Origin of the sequence: Mycobacterium spongiae (genome assembly GCF_018278905.1) — a bacterium.
In the GTDB taxonomy this organism is placed as follows: Bacteria; Actinomycetota; Actinomycetes; order Mycobacteriales; family Mycobacteriaceae; genus Mycobacterium; species Mycobacterium spongiae.
Window position 1 is genome coordinate 1,344,180 of record NZ_CP046600.1, and the last position, 22,895, is coordinate 1,367,074.

General features: G+C 64.3%; 20 protein-coding genes. 18 read left to right on the plus strand and 2 right to left on the minus strand.

Annotated features, from left to right (window positions below):
- The first annotated feature begins 2 nt into the window (after window positions 1-2).
- Window positions 3-1,229, plus strand: a complete 1,227-nt coding sequence (gene manA, locus F6B93_RS05515; RefSeq protein WP_211698193.1) for a mannose-6-phosphate isomerase, class I — start codon at window positions 3-5, stop codon at window positions 1,227-1,229.
- Here the strand turns inward: manA and F6B93_RS05520 are convergent.
- Window positions 1,207-2,601: an FAD-dependent oxidoreductase gene (locus F6B93_RS05520; RefSeq protein ID WP_211699293.1), complete on the minus strand. Its 1,395-nt coding sequence runs from the start codon at window positions 2,599-2,601 to the stop codon at window positions 1,207-1,209. The two genes, manA and F6B93_RS05520, sit on opposite strands and share 23 nt — an antisense overlap.
- Window positions 2,602-2,729: 128 nt before the next feature.
- Here F6B93_RS05520 and F6B93_RS05525 point away from each other — a divergent pair, with 128 nt between their 5' ends.
- The 16 genes from F6B93_RS05525 (at window position 2,730) to F6B93_RS05600 (ending at window position 20,649) form a co-directional block, all read left to right on the plus strand.
- The gene (locus F6B93_RS05525) at window positions 2,730-4,205 is read left to right on the plus strand and encodes an APC family permease (protein ID WP_211698194.1); all 1,476 of its coding nucleotides are present in this window, start codon (window positions 2,730-2,732) and stop codon (window positions 4,203-4,205) included.
- Window positions 4,206-4,315: 110 nt separating this feature from the next.
- Window positions 4,316-5,578 carry an alkane 1-monooxygenase gene (locus F6B93_RS05530; protein WP_211698195.1) on the plus strand — a complete coding sequence of 421 codons (1,263 nt, stop codon included), beginning with the start codon at window positions 4,316-4,318 and terminating at the stop codon, window positions 5,576-5,578.
- Complete coding sequence (locus F6B93_RS05535; protein WP_211698196.1) at window positions 5,575-5,760, plus strand: rubredoxin; 186 nt, start codon at window positions 5,575-5,577, stop codon at window positions 5,758-5,760. The genes F6B93_RS05530 and F6B93_RS05535 overlap by 4 nt, the downstream gene beginning before the upstream one ends.
- 9 nt (window positions 5,761-5,769) lie before the next feature.
- Window positions 5,770-5,952 (plus strand): rubredoxin, encoded by a 183-nt coding sequence (locus F6B93_RS05540; RefSeq protein ID WP_211698197.1) that lies wholly within the window; start codon window positions 5,770-5,772, stop codon window positions 5,950-5,952.
- 41 nt (window positions 5,953-5,993) lie between these two features.
- Complete coding sequence (gene alkX, locus F6B93_RS05545) at window positions 5,994-6,599, plus strand: TetR family transcriptional regulator AlkX (RefSeq protein WP_246541013.1); 606 nt, start codon at window positions 5,994-5,996, stop codon at window positions 6,597-6,599.
- A gap of 104 nt (window positions 6,600-6,703) precedes the next feature.
- On the plus strand, window positions 6,704-8,176 hold the full coding sequence (ahcY, locus tag F6B93_RS05550; protein WP_211698199.1) for an adenosylhomocysteinase: 1,473 nt from the start codon (window positions 6,704-6,706) through the stop codon (window positions 8,174-8,176).
- 21 nt (window positions 8,177-8,197) lie between these two features.
- Window positions 8,198-8,854, plus strand: coding sequence for a dTMP kinase (locus tag F6B93_RS05555; protein WP_211698200.1), 657 nt, complete (start codon window positions 8,198-8,200; stop codon window positions 8,852-8,854).
- A 100-nt stretch (window positions 8,855-8,954) separates the two neighbouring features.
- Window positions 8,955-9,641 (plus strand): two-component system response regulator MtrA, encoded by a 687-nt coding sequence (gene mtrA / locus F6B93_RS05560; RefSeq protein WP_065048905.1) that lies wholly within the window; start codon window positions 8,955-8,957, stop codon window positions 9,639-9,641.
- Between the two features lie 102 nt (window positions 9,642-9,743).
- Window positions 9,744-11,495: an MtrAB system histidine kinase MtrB gene (mtrB, locus tag F6B93_RS05565; RefSeq protein WP_211698201.1), complete on the plus strand. Its 1,752-nt coding sequence runs from the start codon at window positions 9,744-9,746 to the stop codon at window positions 11,493-11,495.
- Window positions 11,495-13,273, plus strand: coding sequence for an MtrAB system accessory lipoprotein LpqB (lpqB, locus tag F6B93_RS05570; protein WP_211698202.1), 1,779 nt, complete (start codon window positions 11,495-11,497; stop codon window positions 13,271-13,273). Before mtrB ends, lpqB begins: the two co-directional genes overlap by 1 nt.
- 65 nt (window positions 13,274-13,338) lie before the next feature.
- Entirely contained in the window at window positions 13,339-14,181 is an 843-nt protein-coding gene (locus F6B93_RS05575; protein WP_211698203.1) for an LmeA family phospholipid-binding protein, read from the plus strand.
- A 50-nt stretch (window positions 14,182-14,231) separates the two neighbouring features.
- Window positions 14,232-14,876 (plus strand): ComF family protein, encoded by a 645-nt coding sequence (locus tag F6B93_RS05580; RefSeq protein ID WP_211698204.1) that lies wholly within the window; start codon window positions 14,232-14,234, stop codon window positions 14,874-14,876.
- Between the two features lie 394 nt (window positions 14,877-15,270).
- Entirely contained in the window at window positions 15,271-15,966 is a 696-nt protein-coding gene (hpf, locus tag F6B93_RS05585; protein WP_211698205.1) for a ribosome hibernation-promoting factor, HPF/YfiA family, read from the plus strand.
- Window positions 15,967-16,103: 137 nt separating this feature from the next.
- Window positions 16,104-18,944, plus strand: a complete 2,841-nt coding sequence (gene secA / locus F6B93_RS05590; RefSeq protein ID WP_211698206.1) for a preprotein translocase subunit SecA — start codon at window positions 16,104-16,106, stop codon at window positions 18,942-18,944.
- Between the two features lie 63 nt (window positions 18,945-19,007).
- Entirely contained in the window at window positions 19,008-19,490 is a 483-nt protein-coding gene (locus F6B93_RS05595) for a cation:proton antiporter regulatory subunit (RefSeq protein WP_211698207.1), read from the plus strand.
- Between the two features lie 4 nt (window positions 19,491-19,494).
- Complete coding sequence (locus F6B93_RS05600) at window positions 19,495-20,649, plus strand: cation:proton antiporter (RefSeq protein WP_211698208.1); 1,155 nt, start codon at window positions 19,495-19,497, stop codon at window positions 20,647-20,649.
- A 32-nt stretch (window positions 20,650-20,681) separates the two neighbouring features.
- On the opposite strand, the gene F6B93_RS05605 is transcribed toward F6B93_RS05600, so the two are convergent.
- Window positions 20,682-21,239: an Rv3235 family protein gene (locus tag F6B93_RS05605; protein WP_211698209.1), complete on the minus strand. Its 558-nt coding sequence runs from the start codon at window positions 21,237-21,239 to the stop codon at window positions 20,682-20,684.
- A gap of 230 nt (window positions 21,240-21,469) precedes the next feature.
- Between F6B93_RS05605 and F6B93_RS05610 the strand changes: the two genes are divergently transcribed.
- The gene (locus F6B93_RS05610) at window positions 21,470-22,879 is read left to right on the plus strand and encodes a WS/DGAT/MGAT family O-acyltransferase (protein ID WP_211698210.1); all 1,410 of its coding nucleotides are present in this window, start codon (window positions 21,470-21,472) and stop codon (window positions 22,877-22,879) included.
- Window positions 22,880-22,895 lie beyond the last annotated feature (16 nt).

Here is a 22,895-nt window from a genome sequence, read left to right on the forward strand (position 1 = left end):
CGGTGGAACTGCTACGCGGAGCGTTACGGACCTACGCCTGGGGGTCGCGCACCGCCATCGCCGAATTCACCGGGCGGCCGATGCCGGCCGCTCATCCCGAGGCCGAACTCTGGTTTGGAGCGCATCCGGGTGACCCGGCCAGGCTGGAAACCGCGAATGGCGAAGTCTCCTTGCTCGATGCGCTGGTCGCCGATCCGGAAGGACAGCTCGGCCCGGCATCGCGTGCCCGGTTCGGTGACGTGCTGCCTTTCCTCGTTAAAGTGCTCGCGGCCGACGAGCCGCTGTCACTGCAGGCCCATCCCAGCTCCGCGCAGGCGGTCGAGGGTTTTCGCCGCGAAGAACGACGGGGCATTCCGGTGTCGTCGCCGGTCCGCAACTACCGTGACACCAGTCATAAGCCCGAGTTGTTGGTGGCGCTGCAGCCGTTCGAGGCACTGGCCGGATTTCGGCAGGCGGCCGGCACCAGCGAGTTGTTGCAGGCGTTGGCCGTCTCCGATCTCGACCCGTTCATCGACTTGCTGAGCGATCAGTCCGACGCCGACGGTCTGCGTGCGCTGTTCACCACCTGGATCACTGCACCCCAGCCCGACATCGACGTGTTGGTGCCCGCCGTGCTCGATGGCGCCATTCAATACGTCAGTTCCGGCGCCACGGAATTTGCGTCCGAAGCCAAAACGGTGCTGGAACTCGGAGAACGCTATCCGGGCGACGCTGGCGTGTTGGCGGCGTTGTTGCTCAACCGAGTCAGCCTGGCGCCCGGCGAAGCGATCTTCCTGCCGGCCGGCAATCTGCACACCTATTTGCGTGGTTTTGCGCTGGAGGTTATGGCCAACTCCGACAACGTGTTACGGGGGGGCCTCACCCCCAAGCACGTCGATGTGCCCGAGCTACTGCGGGTCCTGGACTTCACTCCCACCGGGGAGGAGCAGCTGCGGCCACCACTTCGCCGCGAGGGAATCGCGTTGGTCTACGAAACCCCGACTGACGAGTTCGCGGTGTCGCTCATAGTGCTCGACGGTGATCATCTCGGCCATGAGGTCGACGCGTCCTGCCGTCACGACGGTCCCCAGATCTTGTTGTGTGCGGAAGGTTCGGCGACGGTTCACGCGAAGGGCGGCGCACTCACGCTGGAACGCGGCGCGGCTGCCTGGTTCGCTGCCGACGACGGCCCGATCCGGCTTGCTGCCGCGCAGCCGACCAAGGTGTTCAGGGCGACGGTTGGGTTGTAGCGAACTGTCGTCGTGTCCGACGCTCGCGCAGCCACAGCCGCAAATTGTGACCGATAGCGCGTCCGATGATCGGCGCCGACGGCACCATGTAGAGGCTGTCCAGTAGTGAGAACCGCCGCAGAAACCATTCGGCGAGAACGGGATCCGTTTCGGCGGCGCCGAGGAATTGGTCGAACAGCGAGCCGGCCGGTCGCCACCACCGAGGTACGTGCTCGGCGACGGCATGGTGGAAACTGATGTCGGCGATCGCGTTCATCATCCACACCGGATATGTAGTCTTCGCGGTAGCGTGATTGAGGAAGCTAGCCAGTTCGGCGCCCGATTCCAGAGCCCGTCGCAGATGGCCGGCCTGTAGCACCGTCATCGTCATGCCCTGCCCGAAGGTGGGATTGAAGCTAGCCACCGCATCGCCCAGCGGGATGATGCCGACAGGGAAGCGGTCGACCTTGTCGTACCGGCGCCATCTGCAGGTCGGAAAAGCGTGAAATGCCGTTTCGCCGAGGGGCTCGGCCTGCGTTAGCGCGGCGGTGAATCGAGCTGGCAGCAGCTTGTCCGCGAGCGCACGCATCTCGTCGAAGGTCGGCGGCGGTTTCGCATGGGCCACACCGAATGTGGTCAGGACCCAGGTGCCGTCCTCGTAGCACAGCATGCCCAGCCCGAGCGACTGATCGTGCGAAGCGCCGGCGACGACAACCTTCTCCCGGATCAGGCCATCGGGGATGCGGAACTGGTGGGTGGCATAGCTGATCCCGATGTCCACCGTCTCTTCGGCCGGCCGCTGATACCCCCACTGTGCTAACCACACCGGCAGCCGGGTACCACGGCCCGCGGCGTCGACAACGAGGTCGGTGGCGACGAATTCCCCGTCAGCTAGGTCTTCCCGGTCGGCCCCGGCGTCTTCGGCTGGACCGGCGGGATCCAGGAGCACGCCGGTAACTCGCTGGTGTGTGCGCTCGAATGTCGGCTCGGTGACCCGGCGGCGCACGATCTCAACGTTGTCGATGTCGAGAACGCGGCGTCTCAGCTGCCATTCCAAGTGCGGCCTGCTGGGCACATAGGCCGTGAACTCTTTGCGTAGCGTGTGGCCCGTCCCGAGGACGTGACCGGCGGCGCCCAGGTAGATGCAGTCCGGACGGTTCTCCAACATCGCCACGCCAGCAGCCACCATGTCGTTCAGCAGGCCCGGGAAGTGGCTGTCGAGTTCTTGTGCCCCGCGGGCCATTAACAGGTGTAGATGTCGGTCCTGCGGGACCGTGGCCCGGGTGGCCGGTGCGCCCGGCAGCTCGTCGCGTTCGAAAACAGTAACTTTGGAGTAGAAGTCCGACAGCACCCGCGCTGCACACAACCCGGCGACGCTGGCCCCGATGACCACAGCGTGGTCTGCCCCGTGGCCATTCGGGTTTCGTGGCCGCCTGGGCAAGCTCTTGGCCAAGCTCCCCCGCATTCCCGCAGATTACCCAAGTACTGTGCGGTCACAAATAGCGCGAGAGGAAGCATCGGATGGCCGGTCGACGGCGCATGAAGTCGGTGGAGCAATCGATCGCTGACACTGACGAGCCCAGCACTCGCCTCCGCAAGGATCTCACCTGGCGGGACCTTGTTGTTTTCGGTGTATCGGTGGTGATCGGCGCCGGCATCTTTACGGTGACCGCATCGACTGCCGGCGACATCACCGGCCCGGCCATCTGGATATCGTTCCTGATCGCGGCGGGCACGTGTGCGTTGGCGGCGCTGTGCTACGCGGAATTCGCATCGACGCTGCCGGTGGCGGGTAGCGCGTATACCTTCTCCTACGCCACCTTCGGCGAGTTTCTCGCCTGGGTGATCGGCTGGAACCTGCTGTTGGAATTGGCCGTTGCCGCCGCCGTGGTCGCCAAGGGGTGGTCCAGCTACCTAGGCGCAGTATTGAGATTTGGCGGTGGCATCGCCCATCTCGGATCCTTCAATTTCGACTGGGGTGCGCTGCTGATCGTGTCGGTGGTCGCGTCCTTGTGTGCATGGGGCACCAAACTGTCGTCTCGGTTTTCGGCGGTGGTCACAGCGATCAAGGTGTCGGTGGTGATCCTGGTTGTGATCGTCGGTGCCTTTTACATCAAGCCTGCCAATTACTCACCGCTCATCCCTGAGCCCAAAAGCGGACACGGTGGATACGGTGCCCACCAATCGATGCTGTCGCTGCTGAGCGGAGCGCACGGAAGCAATTACGGCTGGTTTGGCGTGTTGGCAGGGGCATCGATCGTGTTCTTTGCCTTTATCGGGTTCGACATCGTGGCCACCATGGCAGAGGAGACCAAGCGTCCCCAGCGAGATATCCCCCGCGGGATTCTGGCGTCGCTGGGGGTCGTCACCGTGCTCTACGTAGCGGTGTCGGTGGTGCTTGTGGGCATGGTTCCTTATTCCGGCCTCAAGACGGGACCAGGCGGCCATTCGGCGAACCTGGCCACCGCGTTCGAAGCCAACGGGGTGCACTGGGCCAGCGGCATCATTTCCGTCGGCGCGCTTGCGGGACTTACCACCGTCATCATGGTGCTGGTCCTGGGGCAGTGTCGGGTGTTGTTTGCGATGGCGCGCGACGGCCTGTTGCCGCGGCAGTTGGCGAAGACTGGTTCACGCGGCACGCCGGTGCGGATCACGGCGTTGGTCGCGGTGGTGGTGGCCGCGACAGCCTCGGTGTTTCCGATAGTCAAGCTGGAAGAGATGGTCAACGTCGGCACACTTTTCGCCTTCATCCTGGTGTCGGCGGGGGTGATCGTGCTGCGCCGTACCCGGCCGGACCTGCAGCGCGGGTTCCGGGCGCCCTGGGTGCCGCTGCTCCCGATCGCCTCGATCTGTGCCTGCGTGTGGCTGATGCTGAACCTGACGGTCCTGACCTGGGTCAGATTCGCCGTCTGGTTGTTGGTCGGAACCGCGATCTATCTGGGCTACGGGCGCCGGCACTCGGTACAGGGCCGTCGGGAGGCCGCGGTTGTCAAATAGGGCATGTTTGGACAGTTTGTTTACAAACTAGCTTCTAATGTCTAGACAGAAGACTCAAACGGGCGTATTGTCCATCCTCACGTGGTGTGACTCACAAGGAGGTTTGGCATATGACCACAAGATTCGGCTCCGAACTGTCGGAGGTGCCCGAGACGCAGTGGCGTGACAAGAAGCGCTACTTGTGGCTTATGGGATTGATCGCCCCGACCGCGTTGTTCGTGATGCTGCCGATCATCTGGGGGATGAACCAGCTCGGGTGGCATGCCGCCGCGCAGGTGCCCCTGTGGATCGGGCCGATTCTGGTGTACGTCCTGTTGCCGCTTCTCGACCTGCGGTTCGGGCCTGACGGCCAGAACCCGCCGGACGAGGTGATGGAGCGGCTGGAGAACGACAAGTACTACCGCTACTGCACCTACATCTACGTTCCGTTCCAGTACCTCAGCGTGGTCTTGGGCGCGTATTTGTTCACCGCCTCGAACCTCGATTGGCTGGGTTTTGACGGGTCGTTGAGCTGGGCGGGCAAGATCGGCGTCGCGCTCACGGTCGGTGTGCTGGGCGGCGTCGGCATCAACACCGCCCACGAGATGGGGCACAAGAAGGAATCGTTGGAGCGATGGCTGTCCAAGATCACCCTCGCGCAGACCTGCTATGGGCACTTCTACATCGAGCACAACCGAGGTCACCACGTGCGTGTCTCCACGCCGGAGGACCCGGCATCGGCACGCTTCGGCGAAACCTTCTGGGAGTTCCTGCCGCGCAGCGTTATCGGCAGCATGCGGTCCGCGGTTTCGCTGGAGGCGCAGCGGGTGCGCCGCCAGGGTCGTAGCCCCTGGAATCCCACGACCTATCTGTCCAACGACGTGCTCAACGCCTGGGCGATGTCAGTGGTGTTGTGGGGTGTGATGATCGCGGTGTTCGGCCCCGGTCTGATTCCGTTTGTGATCATCCAGGCAGTTTTCGGCTTCAGCCTCCTAGAAGCCGTCAACTACCTCGAGCACTATGGGCTGTTGCGGCAGAAGAAGGCCAACGGCCGCTACGAGCGTTGTGCGCCCGTGCACAGCTGGAATTCCGACCACATCGTCACCAACCTCTTCCTGTACCACCTGCAACGACACAGCGACCACCACGCCAACCCCACGCGCCGCTACCAGACGCTGCGCAGCATGGCCGACGCGCCCAACCTGCCCAGTGGGTATGCGTCGATGATCTCGCTGACCTACTTCCCGCCGCTGTGGCGGAAGGTCATGGACCACCGGGTGTTGGAGCACTACGGCGGCGACATCACCAAGGTGAACGTGCAGCCCCGGCTCCGGGAGAAGCTGCTGGCCCGCCACGGAGTTCGAGACGGCGTCTGCCAAGGGGCTTCGCTGTGACCCGCGTCACGGCGAAGGCCTATCGGTGTCCGGTTTGCGACTACGTCTACGACGAGGCAAAAGGTGAGGCCAGGGAGGGTTTTCCAGCCGGCACTGCCTGGGAGCAGATTCCCGACGACTGGTGCTGTCCCGACTGCGCAGTGCGTGAGAAACCAGATTTCGACGAGATCCGACAGGAGTGAAAGCAGCAGATGAGTGACTACAAGCTGTTCCAGTGCGTTCAATGCGGTTTCGAGTACGACGAGGCGCTGGGCTGGCCGGACGACGGCATCGCGCCCGGTACCCGATGGGCCGACATCCCCGAGGACTGGAGCTGCCCGGACTGCGGCGCAGCCAAGTCGGACTTCGTGATGGTGGAGGTGGCTCGCCCGTGATCACCACCAAGACCGCTGCGAAAACAGCTATTGTCGCGCCTGTGAAGCGGGTTCCCTACGCCGAGGCGTCACGTGCCCTGCTGCGCGATTCGGTCCTCGATGCGATGCGGGATCTGCTGTTGACCCGGGACTGGTCTGCGATCACGCTGTCCGACGTGGCGCGCGCCGCGGGGATCAGCCGCCAGACCATCTACAACGAGTTCGGGTCGCGGCAGGGCTTGGCGCAGGGCTACGCGCTGCGCCTGGCCGATCGGCTGGTCGACACGGTCCATGCGGCGCTGGACGCCAATGTTGGCGATATCTACGCGGCCCTGCTGCAGGGCTTCCGGACGTTCTTCTCCGAGTCGGCGTCGGATCCATTGGTCATCTCGCTGCTCACCGGTGTCGCCAAGCCCGATCTGCTGCAATTGATTACCACCGAGAGCGCGCCCATCATCACCCGCGCGTCGGCGCGGTTGGCGACGGCATTCACCCACAGCTGGGTGGCTACCAGCGACGACGACGCCAATGTGTTGTCGCGGGCGATCGTACGGTTGGCATTGAGCTACGTGTCCATGCCGCCCGAGGCCGACCACGACGTGGCTGCGGATCTGGCCCGGTTGATGACACCGTTCGCGGAGCGCCACGGGGTCATCAACGTCCCCTGAACCGTGGGGCTGACGGTCGGCGGCTACAGTGGGTTAAAGAGCGTATGTAGGCGAAGCAGCCCGCTCGGATCCCCGTAGACCCCAAAACAAGGATGAAACACGCTATGACGACGACCGAAACCTCGCTGACCCCCGACGTTCGCAATGGCATCGACTTCAAAGTCGCCGACCTGTCACTCGCGGATTTTGGGCGCAAGGAACTCCGGATCGCCGAGCATGAGATGCCGGGTCTAATGTCGCTGCGCCGGGAGTACGCCGAGGCGCAGCCGCTGAAGGGTGCCCGGATCTCGGGTTCGCTGCACATGACCGTCCAGACAGCAGTGCTGATCGAAACCCTGACCTCGCTGGGCGCCGAGGTCCGATGGGCATCGTGCAACATCTTCTCCACTCAGGACCATGCGGCGGCGGCCGTTGTCGTCGGCCCGCACGGCACGCCCGAGGAGCCCAAGGGTGTCCCGGTGTTCGCCTGGAAGGGCGAGACGCTCGAGGAGTACTGGTGGTGCGCCGAGGAGATGCTGACCTGGCCCGGCGAGCCCGCCAACATGATCCTCGACGACGGTGGTGACGCCACCATGCTGGTGCTGCGCGGCATGCAGTACGAAAAGGCCGGCGTGGTGCCGCCCGCTGAGGAGGACGACCCCGCCGAGTGGAAGGTCTTCTTGAACCTGCTGCGGAATCGCTTCGAGACGGACAAGGACAAGTGGACGAAGATCGCCGACTCGGTCAAGGGGGTCACCGAGGAGACCACCACCGGCGTGCTGCGGCTGTACCAGTTCGCCGCGGCCGGAGATTTGGCCTTCCCGGCGATCAACGTCAACGACTCGGTGACCAAGTCCAAGTTCGACAACAAGTACGGCTGCCGGCACTCCCTGATCGACGGGATCAACCGCGGAACCGATGCGTTGATCGGCGGTAAGAGGGTGCTGATCTGCGGTTTCGGTGACGTCGGGAAGGGTTGCGCGGATTCAGTGAAAGGCCAGGGGGCTCGGGTTGTCGTTACCGAGGTCGACCCGATCAACGCGCTGCAAGCCCTGATGGAGGGCTACGACGTCCAGCGAGTCGAGGACGTCATCAGCGACGCCGACATCATCGTTACCGCCACGGGCAACAAGGACATCATCACGCTCGAGCACATGAAGGCGATGAAAGACCAGGCGATCCTCGGCAACATCGGCCACTTCGACAACGAGATCCAGATGGCCGAACTGGAGCGGTCGGGTGCGACGAAGCTGAACATCAAGCCGCAGGTCGACCAGTGGACTTTCGGTGACACCGGCAAGTCGATCATCGTGCTCTCCGAAGGCCGGCTGCTCAACCTTGGCAACGCCACCGGACACCCGTCGTTCGTCATGAGCAACAGCTTCGCCAACCAGGTGATCGCCCAGATTGAGCTATGGACCAAGAACGACGAGTACGACAACGAGGTATATCGGCTGCCCAAGCACCTTGACGAGAAGGTGGCCCGCATCCACGTCGAGGCTCTGGGCGGCCAGCTGACCAAGTTGACCAAGGACCAGGCCGAATACCTCGGGGTTGACGTCGAGGGTCCCTACAAGCCGGACCACTACCGCTACTGAGTATCGGCGGTTGTTCGCGCCGTGCTGATCGCGATCGAAGGCGTTGACGGCGCCGGCAAGCGCACGTTGGCTGAAGGCCTACGAAAGGCTTTCGAGCAAGCCGGGAAATCGGTGGCCACGCTGGCGTTCCCGCGCTACGGGCAATCGCTGACCGCCGATATCGCAGCCGAGGCTCTTCATGGCGGGCACGGTGATCTCGCGTCGTCGGTCTACGCCATGGCGTTGCTGTTCGCGCTCGACCGAGCCAGCGCGATCGACGACATCCAGGGGTTGTGTCGTGAGCATGACGTGGTGATCCTGGACCGCTACGTGGCCTCGAATGCGGCCTACAGTGCGGCGCGCCTGCATGAGACTGCCGCTGGCGAGGCGGTCGCGTGGGTGCAGCGGATCGAGTACCAGCGGTTGGGCCTTCCCTCTCCGGACTGGCAAGTTCTGCTCGCGGTGTCACCAGAGGTGGCCGGGGAACGAGCCCGCAGCCGGGCCGTAACCGATCCCGACCGGGCGCGCGACAGCTATGAACGCGACCACGCACTGCAGCAGCGCACCGGTGCGGCGTACGCCGACCTGGCCGCCTCCGGGTGGGGTGGACGTTGGCTGGTCGTTGATTCGCACGTCGATCCGGGCCGGCTCGCCGCCAGTTTGACCGGCTCACAACCGCCAGCGGAGGCAATCACCTAGGGGAATTGGCGGGTATTTCGCGATATCTGGCCCGAATTTGCCCTTATCGACCAAGAAACGCCCGTGTGGTGCCCTAGCTTTGTCGCGATGTGGTGACACCATGGAGACCATGAGGCAAAGGATTTTGGTCGTTGATGACGACGCTTCGCTGGCCGAGATGCTGACCATCGTGTTGCGCGGGGAGGGTTTCGACACCGCGGTCATCGGCGACGGCACGCAGGCCCTTACCGCGGTGCGCGAGCTGCGCCCCGACCTGGTGCTGTTGGATTTGATGCTGCCCGGCATGAACGGCATCGATGTGTGCCGGGTGTTGCGTGCCGACTCCGGCGTCCCGATTGTGATGTTGACCGCAAAAACCGACACCGTTGATGTGGTCTTGGGTCTCGAGTCGGGTGCTGACGACTACATCATGAAGCCCTTCAAACCCAAGGAGTTGGTCGCGCGCGTGCGGGCGCGGCTCCGGCGCAACGATGACGAACCCGCCGAGATGCTGTCCATCGCCGACGTCGACATCGATGTGCCGGCACACAAGGTCACCCGCAACGGCGAACAGATCTCACTAACACCGCTGGAATTCGACTTGCTGGTTGCGCTGGCACGCAAACCGCGCCAGGTGTTTACTCGTGATGTGCTGCTCGAACAGGTGTGGGGCTACCGTCATCCGGCTGACACTCGCTTAGTGAATGTGCATGTCCAGCGTCTGCGGGCCAAGGTCGAGAAGGACCCGGAGAACCCGACCGTGGTGTTGACCGTTCGAGGAGTGGGATACAAGGCCGGACCTCCGTGATCCGCACCGGCGACGACGCAGCGCGTCGCAATGCTGAGGAGCGGCGCCAATGATCCGCGCCAGCGACGATGCAGCGCACCGCAATGCTGAGGAGCGGCGCCAATGATATGGGGCTCGCGGCGACGCATCCGGAGTCGGTGGGGTCGCTCCGGGCTCATGACACGCGGCTTGAGCGCTTTGCGTCGCGCAGTCGGTGCCGCCTGGCGCCGGTCGTTGCAATTGCGAGTCGTGGCCCTGACTCTTGGGCTCTCGTTGGCAGTGATCCTGGCGCTCGGTTTTGTACTCACCAGCCAGGTCACCAACCGGGTACTCGACGTCAAGGTCAGAGCCGCAATTGACCAGATTGAGCGGGCACGCACCACCGTCAACGGGATCGTCAAAGGCGAGGAGACGCGCTCCCTGGACAGCAGCCTCCAACTTGCCCGCACCACCCTGACGTCGAAAACCGACCCCGCCTCGGGTGCGGGCCTCGCAGGAGCGTTCGATGCAGTGCTGATGGTGCCGGGTGACGGGCCTCGGGCAGCGTCTGCTGCCGGACCCGTCGATCAGGTGCCCGAAGCGTTGCGCGGTTTCGTCACGGCAGGGCAGGCGGCCTATCAGTACGCGACGGTGCACACCGATGGTTTCTCCGGGCCGGCGCTGATCGTCGGTACTCCCACGTCGTCACGCGTGGCCAACCTGGAGCTGTACCTGATCTTTCCCTTGGCGAGTGAGCAGGCCACGATCACGCTGGTACGCGGCACGATGGCCACCGGCGGGCTGGTGCTGTTGGTGCTGCTCGCCGGCATCGCGTTGCTGGTCTCCCGCCAGGTCGTGGTACCGGTGCGTTCGGCGTCGCGGATCGCCGAACGGTTCGCCGAGGGGCATCTTTCCGAACGGATGCCGGTTCGTGGTGAAGACGACATGGCGCGGCTGGCGGTGTCGTTCAATGACATGGCCGAGAGTTTGTCCAGGCAGATCACCCAGCTTGAAGAATTCGGCAACCTGCAGCGACGATTCACCTCCGATGTGAGCCACGAACTGCGCACGCCGCTGACCACCGTGCGGATGGCCGCTGACTTGATCTACGACCACAGCTCCGACCTGGACCCGACGTTGCGGCGCTCCACTGAGTTGCTGGTCAGCGAGCTGGACCGATTCGAGACACTGCTCAACGAACTGCTGGAGATCTCGCGGCACGACGCCGGCGTGGCTGAATTGTCCGTCGAGGCGGTTGACCTGCGCGCGATGGTGAACAACGCGCTCGGCAATGTGGGTCACCTGGCTGAGGAGGCCGGTATCGAGTTGCTGGTGAATTTGCCTGCCGAAGAGGTGATCGCCGAGGTGGATGCCCGGCGGGTAGAACGGATCCTGCGCAACCTGATTGCCAACGCCATCGACCACGCCGAGCATCACCCAGTGCGGATTCGGATGGCCGCCGACGAGGATACGGTCGCCGTCACCGTTCGCGACTACGGAGTGGGGTTGCGGCCAGGCGAAGAGAAGCTAGTGTTCAGCCGCTTCTGGCGTTCGGACCCGTCACGGGTGCGTCGGTCCGGTGGCACCGGGTTGGGCCTGGCGATCAGCATCGAGGATGCACGCTTGCACCAGGGGCGGCTTGAGGCATGGGGCGAACCCGGCCAGGGGGCCTGCTTCCGATTGACACTTCCGCTGGTTCGGGGCCATAAGGTCACCACCAGCCCGCTGCCCATGAAACCAGTCCCGCAGCAAGTCCAGCAGCAGCTGCCGCAACCCGCGCCGCAGCCGACGCTGCCGCCGATGCCCCAACCGCTCGGCCTGGAACAGAAGCCTGAGCACAAACCTGAGCACAAGGAGGGCCAGCGCCCGCCTGAGCATGCCGACTGGATCGGCTGATGCGGCTCTTGGCGTCTTGGTCCTCGTTGTTCCTTGCCTTGCTGCTCGCCGTACTGCCGCTCGCTGGCTGCGCGAGCGTCCCCAGCACCTCTGCCCCGCAAGCCATCGGCACGGTGGAGCAACCGGCGCCGTCGAATCTGCCCATGCCGACCCCCGGTATGGATCCGGACGTACTGCTGCGCGAATTCCTCAAGGCCACAGCAGATCCGGCTAACAGGCATCTGGCGGCGCGCCAGTTCCTCACCGAATCGGCTTCCAAGGACTGGGACGACGCGGGTAGCGCATTGTTGATCGACCACGTGGTGTTTGTCGAGACCCGCAGTGATGAGAAGGTTTCGGTGAACATGCGGGCGGATATTCTTGGCTCGCTCTCCGATATGGGCGTGTTCGAGACAGCCGAGGGGCAGCTGCCCGACCCGGGACCGATCGAGTTGGTCAAGACTTCCGGCGGCTGGCGTATCGATCGCCTGCCCAACGGAGTCTTCCTGGACTGGCAGCAGTTTCAGGCGACATACAAACGCCACACGCTGTACTTTGCTGATCCGACCGGCCAGACCGTGGTTCCCGATCCGCGCTACGTCGCGGTGTCTGACAGCGATCAGTTGGCCACCGAGCTTGTCTCCAAGCTGCTGGCGGGCCCACGTCCTGAGATGGTGCACACGGTGCGTAATCTGCTCGCTCCGCCGCTCCGGCTACGTGGGCCGGTGACGCGCGCCGATGGCGGCAAGAGCGGGGTTGGCCGCGGATACGGAGGTGCACGCGTCGATTTGGAGAAACTCTCCACCACCGATCCTCACAGTCGGCAACTGCTCGCCGCACAGATCATTTGGACGCTGGCGAGGGCCGATGTGGGAGGGCCGTATGTGATCAACGCCGACGGTGCCCCGCTCGAGGACAAGTTCGCCGAGGGCTGGACGACCTCCGATGTCGCCACCACCGACCCGGGTGTGGCCGACGGCGCGAGCGTCGGGTTGCACGCGTTGGTGGACGGGTCGTTGGTAGCGCTGGACGGTCAGACTGTCAGCACCGTCCCGGGAGCCTTTGGACAGATGCCGGGCCAAACGGGCGCCACTCTGTCGCGTAGCGGGCGTCGGGTGGCGTCGGTGGTTGCCCTGCGGCCTGATGCCCCGGACATGGCGTCATTCCTGTGGATCGGTGATCTTGGCGGCGAGGCGGTGCAGTCCGCCGACGCGCGCCGCCTGTCGCGGCCCAGCTGGTCGCTGGACGAGGCGGTCTGGGTGGTGGTTGATGAAAACATCGTGCTCCGGGTTATCCAGGATCCCGCCTCGGGGCAGCCAGCGCAGATTCCCGTGGATGCCACCGCGGTGACCAGCCAGTTTCCTGGGCCGATCACCGACCTTGAGCTGTCCCGTGGCGGGACGCGTGCGGCGATGGTGATCGGTGGGCAGGTGATCCTCGCCGGCGTCGAGCAGACGCAGGCCGGCCAGTTCGCCCTGACCTATCCCCGGCGCCTGGGATTCGGGCTGGGTTCGTCGGTGGTGTCGCTGTCCTGGCGAACCGGCGACGACATCGTGGTGACCCGCACCGATGCCTCCCATCCAGTGTCGTATGTAAACCTCGACGGGGTGAACTCCGACGCGCCGGCTCGCGGACTACGCCCTCCGCTGTCGGCCATCGCGGCCAACCCCTCCACGGTGTATGTCACGGGCCAGCAAGGCCTTCTGATGTACTCGGCGTCGGTCGCCGAAAGCCAGCAAGCCTGGTCGGCGGTGCCAGGACTGTCGATGCCCGGAGCGGCGCCGGTACTGCCGGGATGACCGACTGAGCCTCTTATCGAGGGTTGACCGCAACGGTTACTCTCGCAGTGAGGAGGCGCGTGCCGATGTCGCCCAGTATTCCCCGCCTACGTTGGGAAGATTCCTTTCGTGCGCTGGACATGCTGTCCGGGTTGTGGTCGTCGACCGGCATATCGGCGGTGGGTGTCGGAGCTGCCCAGGCGGTCGCGACGCCCTACCGGACGGTATTCCTCACGCTGCAGCAACTCCTGGTCGGCAAGACGGTCACGGTTCGTATGGGTAGCCATGATGTCGTGCTGACTGTCACTGAGCTGGACTCCGAACTGGAGCCGCAGGGGCTGGCTGTTGGACAGCTCGGGGACGTCCGGGTGGCCGCCCGCGACATCACCTGGGACCAATACCACCTCCATAGCGCCGTTGCGGTCCTGCGCAACATGCACGTTCGCCCGGGCGTGCCGCCGCTGGTCGTGGCCGCTCCGGTGGAGTTGACCTCCGCATTGCCGGCCGCGTCGTTCGATGATCTGCTGCAGCAACGGGTGCCCCAATTACGTAGCGAGGTGTCCGAGGAAGGCAGAGCCCGGCTTCGCTGGGCACGCCGGCCTGGCTGGGGGGCGCTCGAGGTAGACGTCGACGTGATGGAGAAGACCTCGGGAACGGCACTGTGGCTACAGCCGCGAGCCGTGATACTCGGTCAACGGCGTCGGACCCTGCCGGCGTGGGCTCCGGCTTTTCAGGTGCCACTACCCGGCGTGCCGCACGGTCTGTTGATCACCGGCGCCAGCCTGAGCTCGGATTCGTTGCAGCTGTCGGCTCTCCTGCCGGAGCGGCGAACGGAGTTGCCGCTGCGATATCTCGAAGACCTCATCACCAGATTGAGCCAAGGCGCACTGAGCTTCACCTGGCCATCGCTGTTGCGAAGCTCTGACTGATCCGCCAAGCCGTGCGACCGGGTGTCACCGCCGGGCGGCACACTGTCGCTGTGTTCGACGTCATCCTGCCGTTGGAGTGCGGCGGCTGCGGGGCGTCATCCACGCGCTGGTGTTCCGTGTGCGCGAGCGCGCTTGTGGTGGCTGAGGGTGAACCGCACGTGGTGAGTCCCCGCATTGACCCCGGGGTTCCGGTATTCGCCCTGGGCCGGTACGCCGGTGCCCGCCGCCGGGCGATACTCGCGGTCAAAGAGCAGGGCCGCCGCGACATGGTCAACCCGCTGGCGCGCGCACTGGCCGTCGGTATCCGCCGGTTGTTGGCCTGGGGCATGCTCGAGACTCCGTTGACGATCGTGCCTGCGCCAACGCGGGCATGGGCGGCCCGGGGTCGCGGTGGTGACCCTGTTACCCGGATTACGAAGACTGCGGTTGCCGCTCACCCGGACATCGCTGTGGTTCCAGCTTTGCGAATGCGTGCGTTGGTTCGCGACTCGGTGGGCCTTGGCTCGTCGGCACGCGAGCGTAACATCGCGGGTGGAGTAGTGCTGCGGGGTCAGCGGTTTGCCGCCGAAGTTCGCACTGAGGTACTGGTCGTTGATGACATCGTCACCACCGGGGCGACGGCCCGCGAGTCAGTTCGGACGCTGCATGCCGCCGGAATCGGGGTAGCTGGGGTGTTGGCGCTCGCGGCTGTCTGACGGAACCCCGTAGTTCCATTCGAACCCCGTAGTTCCATTCGAACCCCGTAGTTCCATTCGAACCCCGTAGTTCCATTCGAACCCCGTAGTTCCATTCGAACCCCGTAGTTCCATTTGAAGTTGCCAAGAGAAGGCTGTGACACGCAAGAGGTCTGCGAAATTGGTGGCACTGTGGGACGAACACCGGCTAACGTCGATGCCAACATCTAGCGACTCACGGTCGCGATTCGCCAGGTTGACTAGTCCGCGGTGGGAGGTGAGTACTCGACATCTTGCTCCGGCGGGCAGCCTGCAGCGGTGAGGTTGCTAGCACCGCTCCCACCCCGTCGGCGCGTAACTGAAAGCCGGGCACGCAGGGCGCGTGTGACGTGGAAAGAGAAACGAGTTGTCACGTATGTCAAGGCAAGCCGTGGATTCCGGTGAGATTCTGGACCGATCGTTGGGCACAAAGGAGCAGGTCGAAGCCGCGCCAGGCGCCGAGATCGTGTTCAAGGGCCGCAACGTCGAGATCCCTGACCACTTCCGCACCTATGTGTCGCAGAAACTCGCTCGGTTGGAGCGTTTCGACCGAACCATCTACCTGTTCGACGTCGAACTCGACCATGAACGTAACCGTCGCCAGCGCAAGGCATGTCAACGCGTCGAGATTACCGCCCGCGGTCGGGGGCCAGTGGTCCGCGGTGAGGCCTGTGCCGATAGCTTCTATGCCGCCCTCGAGTCGGCGGTCGTCAAGTTGGAGAGCCGGTTGCGTCGCGGCAAGGATCGCCGCAAGGTGCACTATGGCGACAAGACTCCCGTTTCGTTGGCCAAGGCCACGGCGTTGGTGTCGCCGCCGGAAAAGGCTTTCGACGATGAACCCGCGCAGCCACACCAGCACGATGGCGCGCTCCCGGACAAGCAACCACGCCAGCCGGGGCGGATCGTCCGCACCAAAGAACACCCGGCAAAGCCGATGTCCGTCGATGACGCCCTCTACGAGATGGAGCTCGTCGGACACGACTTCTTTTTGTTCTTCGACGAACAGACCGAACGCCCGTCCGTGGTCTACCGTCGGCACGGCTACGACTATGGCTTGATTCGGCTGGCTTGATTCGGCTTGCCTGATCCGGCTGGCTTGATCCGGCCGGGTCGATTCGTCGCTTCGGCGATCGGCGGTCTTTGCTTGGTCGTCACCTACCATGGGAGTCGCTTTACCGAATAAGACTCCTACCCATAGGGGACATTGCCGTGTTGTCGAAGTTGCTGCGCCTTGGCGAAGGTCGCATGGTCAAGCGCCTGAAGAAGGTGGCCGACTATGTGAACACATTGTCGGACGACGTCGAGTCGCTGACCGACGCCGAGTTGAGGGCCAAGACCGACGAGTTCAAGACGCGCCTGCGCGAGGGTGAAGACCTCGATGATCTGCTGCCCGAAGCGTTCGCGGTGGCGCGCGAGGCGGCCTGGCGCGTGCTCGATCAGCGCCCGTTCGAGGTGCAGGTGATGGGCGCGGCCGCTCTGCACCTGGGCAACGTCGCCGAGATGAAAACCGGTGAAGGCAAGACGCTGACCTCGGTGTTGCCGGCCTACCTCAACGCCCTGGGCGGCAAGGGCGTGCACATCGTCACCGTCAATGACTACCTGGCCAAACGTGACAGCGAATGGATGGGCCGCGTCCATCGCTTCCTCGGCCTGGATGTCGGCGTAATCCTGGCACAAATGTCACCTGAAGAGCGGCGCGTCGCCTATAACGCCGACATCACCTACGGCACCAACAACGAGTTCGGCTTCGACTACCTGCGCGACAACATGGGCCATTCGCAAGAAGAGTGCGTCCAGCGTGGACACAACTTCGCGATCGTCGACGAGGTCGACTCGATTCTGATCGACGAGGCCCGGACCCCTCTGATCATCTCCGGTCCGGCCGACGGCGCGACAAACTGGTACACGGAATTTGCCCGGTTGGCGCCGCTGATGGAGAAGGACGTTCACTACGAGGTCGACCTGCGCAAGCGCACCGTCGGCGTGCACGAAAAGGGCGTGGAGTTCGTCGAAGACCAGCTCGGCATCGACAATCTGTACGAGGCCGCCAACTCGCCGCTGGTCAGCTACCTCAACAACGCGCTGAAGGCCAAGGAGCTGTTCAGCCGTGATAAGGACTACATCGTCCGAGACGGTGAGGTGCTCATCGTCGATGAGTTCACCGGGCGCGTACTGATCGGCCGCCGCTACAACGAAGGCATGCACCAGGCCATTGAGGCCAAGGAACACGTCGAGATCAAGGCCGAGAACCAAACGCTGGCCACCATTACGCTGCAGAACTACTTCCGGCTCTATACCAAGCTCGCCGGCATGACAGGTACCGCCCAGACGGAGGCGGCCGAACTGCACGAGATCTACAAGCTCGGCGTAGTCACCATCCCGACCAACAAGCCGATGATTCGCGGGGACCAGTCTGACCTCATTTACAAGACCGAAGAAGCGAAATACATCGCGGTGGTCGACGACGTCGCCGAGCGTTACGAGCGAGGCCAGCCGGTCCTGATCGGCACCACCAGCGTCGAGAGGTCGGAGTACCTTTCGCGGCAGTTCACCAAACGACGCATTCCGCACAATGTGCTTAACGCCAAATATCATGAGCAAGAGGCGGCCATTATCGCCGAAGCTGGCCGCCGGGGCGCGATCACTGTCGCCACGAACATGGCGGGGCGCGGCACCGACATCGTGCTGGGTGGCAACGTCGACTTTCTGACCGACCTGCGGCTGCGCGCCCGCGGCCTAGATCCAGTGGAGACCAACGACGAATACGAACAGGCCTGGCACGAGGAGCTGCCCTTGGTCAAGGAGGAGGTCAGCAAGGAGGCCACCGACGTGATCGAGGCCGGTGGCCTCTATGTGCTGGGCACCGAGCGCCACGAGTCGCGCCGTATCGACAACCAGTTGCGCGGCCGTTCCGGTCGTCAGGGCGACCCGGGGGAGTCGCGCTTCTACCTGTCCTTGGGAGACGAGCTCATGCGCCGGTTCAATGGTGCCGCGCTGGAGACACTGTTGACCCGGCTGAACCTGCCCGATGACGTGCCGATCGAAGCCAAGATGGTTACTCGGGCCATCAAGAGCGCGCAGACGCAGGTCGAGCAGCAGAACTTCGAAGTTCGCAAGAACGTGCTGAAGTACGACGAAGTGATGAACCAGCAGCGCAAGGTCGTATACGCCGAACGTCACCGGATCCTTGAGGGTGAGAACTTGGCGCAGCAGGCCAAAGACATGCTCGCAGACGTCATCACCGCCTATGTCGACGGAGCGACCAGCGAGGGCTATGCCGAGGATTGGGATCTGGACGCACTGTGGACGGCGTTGAAGACGCTCTATCCGGTCGAGATCAAGGCGGAGGCGCTCAAGCGCCAAGACGAGGACTCCGAGCGCGACGAGCTGACTCGTGAAGAGTTACTGGATGAGCTGCTTGCCGATGCCGAACGTGCTTATGCGGCACGGGAAGCCGAGCTCGAAGAGATCGCCGGCGAGGGCGCCATGCGCCAGCTGGAGCGCAACGTGTTGCTTAACGTCGTCGACCGCAAGTGGCGTGAGCACCTCTATGAGATGGACTACCTCAAGGAGGGGATCGGGCTGCGAGCGATGGCGCAGCGCGATCCGCTGGTGGAGTATCAGCGCGAGGGCTACGACATGTTCATGGCCATGCTCGACGGGATGAAGGAAGAATCGGTCGGGTTCTTGTTCAACGTCGTTGTGGAGGCTGTGCCCGCCCCGGAGGTTGCCCCCGTCGCTGAACCCGAAGAGCTCGCGGAGTTCGCAACGGTGGCCGCGGCCACCGCGCAGCAGGGGGATTCGGTCGCCGCTCCGGTGCGCGAAGCCGCTCCGAGTGCCGTGCGTGCCAAGGGTATTGCGAATGAGTCGCCCGCCCTGACCTATTCCGGGCCGGCAGAGGATGGTTCGGCGCAAGTGCAGCGCAACGGCGGTGCAACAGCGAAGACGCCGGCCGGTTTACCGGCGGGTGCCAGCCGGCGCGAGCGGCGTGAGGCCGCGCGTCGTCAAGGTCGCGGCCCCAAGCCACCGAAATCGGGGAAGAAGCGCTAGCCTGCCAGGCTGTCGGGGGCGGCCGGCTTCTCTATCGGCGGCATTTCGTCAAGGATTGGCGGTATGGACGTCAACGAGGTGCTACTGCCCGGGGTCGGTTTGCGGTACGAATTCACCAGTCACAGGGGTCAGCGGATCGGCATTATTGCGCATCGCGGCGGTGATTTCGAGGTTTGCTTGTATGCCCGCGACGATCCGGACATGGCCCGGCCGATCTTTCATCTCGCCGGTGACGAAGCTGAGACGGTGGCCCAGATTCTTGGTGCGCCAAGGATCGCTGAGCGGTTCACCGAACTGACTCGTGAAGTGCCTGGGCTCGAAGCCGGTCAAATCCGGATTCGGCCGGGCAGCCCGTTTGTGGACCGACCGCTGGGTGATACCCGCGCCCGTACCCGCACCGGCTCCTCGATCGTCGCCATTGTGCGCAACGAGGATGTGCTCGCCTCACCGAGCCCGGATGAAACCCTGCGGGCGCACGATGTCCTGATCGTCATCGGTACCGAGGAAGGCAACGCCGGAGTCCAACAGATCGTCGACAAAGGCTGATCCGGTGCAAGTTTCAGAGGCGCTGCTATTCCAACTTGGCGCTCTCTTGGTCACGCTCGCTGTTCTGGGCGCGATCGCCCGCCGTTTCGCGTTGTCCCCCATACCCGTGTACCTGATGGTGGGTCTTGCGCTCGGCAACGGTGGCATCTTGCCGGTAGCCGCTGCCGATGGCTTCATCATTACGGGCGCGCCCATCGGTGTCGTCTTGCTGCTTCTGATCTTGGGTCTGGAATTCTCCGTGACCGAGTTCGCCACCAGCATGCGGCACCACCTGCCTTCCGCCGGTGCCGACATCATCCTCAATGCCACGCCCGGCGCAGCGGTCGGCTTGCTGTTGGGATTAGACGGCGTCGCCATACTGGGCCTCGCCGGCGTCACCTACATCTCGTCGTCGGGGGTCATCGCGCGTCTGCTGGAGGACTTGGGCCGGCTCGGCAACCGGGAAACGCCGGCTGTGCTGTCGGTCCTGGTGCTGGAAGACTTCGCGATGGCCGCCTACCTGCCGCTGTTTTCGGTGCTGGCATCGGGCGGCACCTGGATAGATGCCGTCGCGGGCACGGTGGCCGCTGTGGGGGCACTCGTCGCGGCGTTTGCCGCGTCGTACTACTGGGGTCACCATGTCGGCCGACTGGTGTGGCACCCAGATTCCGAGCAACTGCTGCTGAGGGTCCTGGGGGGAACCTTGATTGTGGCCGCGATGGCCGAATTACTGCATGCCTCGGCTGCGGTCGGCGCGTTTCTGGTCGGGCTCACCTTGACCGGGGAGACGGCGAACCGTGCGCGCAAGGTGCTTAGCCCGCTGCGCGACCTTTTCGCCGCAATCTTCTTTCTGGCAATCGGATTGTCCGTTGCGCCCAAAGAGCTGCTGTCGGCCTTTCCGATCGCCCTGGCGTTGGCGGTTGTCACCGCCGCGACAAAGGTGGCTACCGGGATGTACGCCGCGCGGCGCGATGGGGTCGCCCGGCGGGGCCAATTGCGTGCCGGCACCGCGCTCATCGCCCGCGGGGAGTTCTCCCTCATCATCGTTGGCTTGATTGGCACGTCGATCCCAGAGGTGGCAGCGCTGGGTACGTCGTACATCTTCATTGTGGCCATCGCGGGTCCGGTCTTGGCCCGCTACGTCGGCGAGCCGCTGGCCAGCGCAACATCGCCTGGTTAGCCCGCGCCCGTCGGCCGCGGTGAACCCGATCATCACCCTATGTGCAGGGCGACCACTTGCCATCGGGTTTCGTTCTGGCTGGACTGCCGTTCGACACGACAGGCGATGGCGTGGACCCGGTCTCCCCGGCCGTAGGTTCCGAAAACCTCGGCGGCGCTGTCCGGCGCACCGGCTGGCTGAAGCCGCGTACGGCGCAGCACGGCAGCGCCCCGGCAGCCGGACGGGTGTGCGCCCACCGCTCGGCTGATCGAGACCACCGAGTCGACGAGGCTGGGCGCCAGCAGGGAGCTTAGCTGGGCGGCCGGACGGCGGCGGTCGATGACTTCTAGCACCCGACGCAAGGTGGCATCGGCGAACATGGCCGCCTGCCGCATGGGCGCCGATACGACCTCGATGGCGTTGGTGGCCAGCTGACTGCTGCTTGGCGCGCTGCCGCGCGGCCGTCGGGTACGCGAGGTGCCGGGCGGCAGCGGGGCCTGCGGCGGTGACTGGCGCCGGGCAACACTGCGCAACGGGGGCTCGTAGTCGACCAGCGGCACGACGGCCGCGGCGCCACGGTCGGGTGGGCTGACAAGGGGACTGACGGTCAAACGGGCACTCTCCAACTCAACGATGGGAACCAACACAGCGATTGGCACCAAACTCAGTGATTCGAACGATGAGCCTGCTGGAGAGTGGCAGACCGTGGTTTTCTGTTGCCGGTCATCATTGCACAACCAGGGCTGGCGTGTACCCGCGCCGAAATCTGCGTCGGGGGAGCGGCTAGCGTTGGCGACAACCTCGGCCGACGTGGCCGATTGACAAGGAGGACAGGGCCATAATGGTGACCCGGTTGTCCACAGCAGATGCGTCTTTCTATCGGTTGGAGAATACGGCCACCCCGATGTACGTCGGGTCGTTGTCGATTCTGCGCAACCCGCGCGCCGGCCTGAGCTATGAAACCCTGTTGGCCACCGTGGAGCAGCGGTTGCCGCAGATACCGCGCTACCGGCAGAAGGTCCGTGAAGTGAAGTTGGGCCTGGCCAGGCCAGTGTGGATCGACGATCGCGACTTCGACATCACCTACCACGTCCGGCGGTCGGCGCTGCCCTCGCCGGGAAGTGACGAGCAGTTGCACGAGCTGATCGCGCGGCTGGCCGCTCGACCGTTGGACAAGTCGCGGCCCTTGTGGGAGATGTATCTCGTCGAAGGCCTGGCCAAGAATCGCATTGCCATCTACACGAAGTCGCACCAAGCGCTGATCAATGGCATGGCTGCGCTGGAGATCGGCCACGTCATCGCCGATCGGACCCGGCGTCCGCCGCCGTTTCCCGAAGACATCTGGATCCCCGAACGCGACCCTGGCACGACCAGACTGGTGCTGGGAGCGGTCGCAGACTGGGTAATGGGCCCGGGCACGCAGGCGCAGGCTGTTGGATCGGCGATCGCCGGGCTGGCGACGAGCTCGGTTCAGCTCGCCGAGGCGGGCCGTCGCGTGCTTGACGTGGCTCGCACGGTGGCGCGTGGCACCGCGCCCAGCAGCCCGCTCAATGCGACCGTCTCGCGCAACCGACGGTTCACCGTTGCCCGGGGGCGGCTCGAGGATTACCGGGCCGTGCGTGCACGCTACGACTGCGACATCAATGATGTTGTCTTAGCGGTGGTAACGGGAGCCCTGGGTGATTGGCTGATGTCGCGTGGCGTGGCGGTGTCATCCACCGCCACGGTCCGGGCTATGGCGCCGTTGCCCGTCTACGCCGAGGACCAGCTCGCCTCGGCTGGCCCTGGCCAGGCGATCAGCCAGGTCACGCCGTTTCTGGTCGACTTGCCCGTGGGAGAAGGCAATGCCGTGGTGCGGCTTTCTCAGATCGCGCACGCCACCGAGTCGAACCCGACGGCTGCTAGCTTGGTCGACGCCCGGACGATCGTCACGCTATCGGGTTTTGCGCCACCCACACTGCACGCCATGGGAATTCGGGTTGCTACCAGCTTTTCGGCGCGCCTGTTCAACCTCTTGATCACCAATGCACCGGGAGCCCAGTCGCAGATGTACATCGCCGGCACGAAGCTGCTGGAGACGTACTCGGTGCCACCGTTGCTGCACAACCAGGCGCTAGCCATCAGTGTGACGTCCTACAACGGGATGCTGTATTACGGAATCAATGCCGACCGTGATGCAATGAGCGACGTTGACTTGCTGCCGAGTTTGTTAAGCCAATCGCTCGACGAACTTCTCCAAGCTCCCCGGTAGCCAGAGAAGGTCAAGC